This window comes from Mesocryomonas lacus, assembly GCF_055730105.2.
In genome coordinates this window covers 1-1,083 of the sequence record NZ_JBUZWF020000021.1, presented here as the reverse complement: position 1 = coordinate 1,083, position 1,083 = coordinate 1, and the positions used below count along the sequence as shown (strand labels likewise).

At 63.0% G+C, this 1,083-nt stretch carries 1 protein-coding gene; it reads left to right on the top strand.

Features of this window, described 5'->3' with window-relative positions:
* Positions 1 to 282 precede the first annotated feature (282 nt).
* Positions 283 to 1,083, top strand: an 801-nt coding sequence (locus ACZLZQ_RS24255; protein WP_472951881.1) for a HAMP domain-containing protein, incomplete at its 3' end; no start/stop codon positions are given.

Below are 1,083 nucleotides of genomic sequence, written 5' to 3'. Positions count from 1 at the left end.
GGCGAAGGCAGAAAGGCGGCGGGTGCGTGTCTCCGCCCTACGCGACAGCGCCGGGTGTGCACGATTTCAGACGAGGCTCTCCAGTGCAGCGGATGGGTGATGCTGTCGGAGCCGCTCGCCAAGGCGCGTTGGGACAGACGCTTGGCAAGCCTTCGTTCACCCTGAAAACGGGCATTCCGCATCCTGGACGATTCCCACCAAGATAGCCTGAACTTCAACAGACCTTAAATGTTAGCTGCATATCATTATCCGGGTCTGGATACCCGTTGGAGTTCTGTTGGTATGGCGTTGTTCTCAAACCTCAAGATCGCAAGCAAAATTGCGACCCTGGTCGTCGCGGTCAGCATGGTCGGCATGCTCGTAGCCTTCTTCTCTTCGCGTGCCCTCAACGGCTCTGATCTAGACTATTCAAACCTTCTCGCGAACGAGAGCCGTGCTGCTCTTCTGCTTGCGCGCGCAAACGTCAACATGAACCGCGTCGGCTACGCCCTGTATCAGGAGATCGCCTACGACGTGGCGAGCCCGGAGGCCAAGGGCGCCATGGCCGCCGCCCGTACTGCGCTGAAGACAGCTCAGGACCTCTTGGTCTCGACGCGGACGCTGATCCCCGCGAGCACGCCCGCGCTCGATGGTTTCTCGACTGAGATCACCGCCGTCGAGACGGCGATGGAGAAAGTGCTGGCCGCCGACCTCGGCGGCGATACCAACCGGGCGATGGCAGAGATGGCGACGATAGATCCGCGGATTAACGCCTTGGCAGACGCCCTCCGCGGATTCAACGACGAGATGAGCGCGAAGGTCGAGCGGGAGAGCGACGCCCTGTCGGCTCAGACCGCAACCTTCTCGATGCTGATCCTCGGCGGCACCGCCGCGGCCGGCCTGATCGCCCTCGTGGCAGCCATCCTCATCTCCGGCAAGACGATCACCGGTCCGCTGAACCGCCTGCGCGGCGTCATGGAAGAGCTCGCCGGCGGCAAGCTCGACGTCGAGATCGCCGGACAGGACCGCCGCGACGAGGTCGGCCAGATGGCCAAGACCGTGCAGGTGTTCAAGGCGGCCGCCAACGAGAACAAGCGCCTGGAG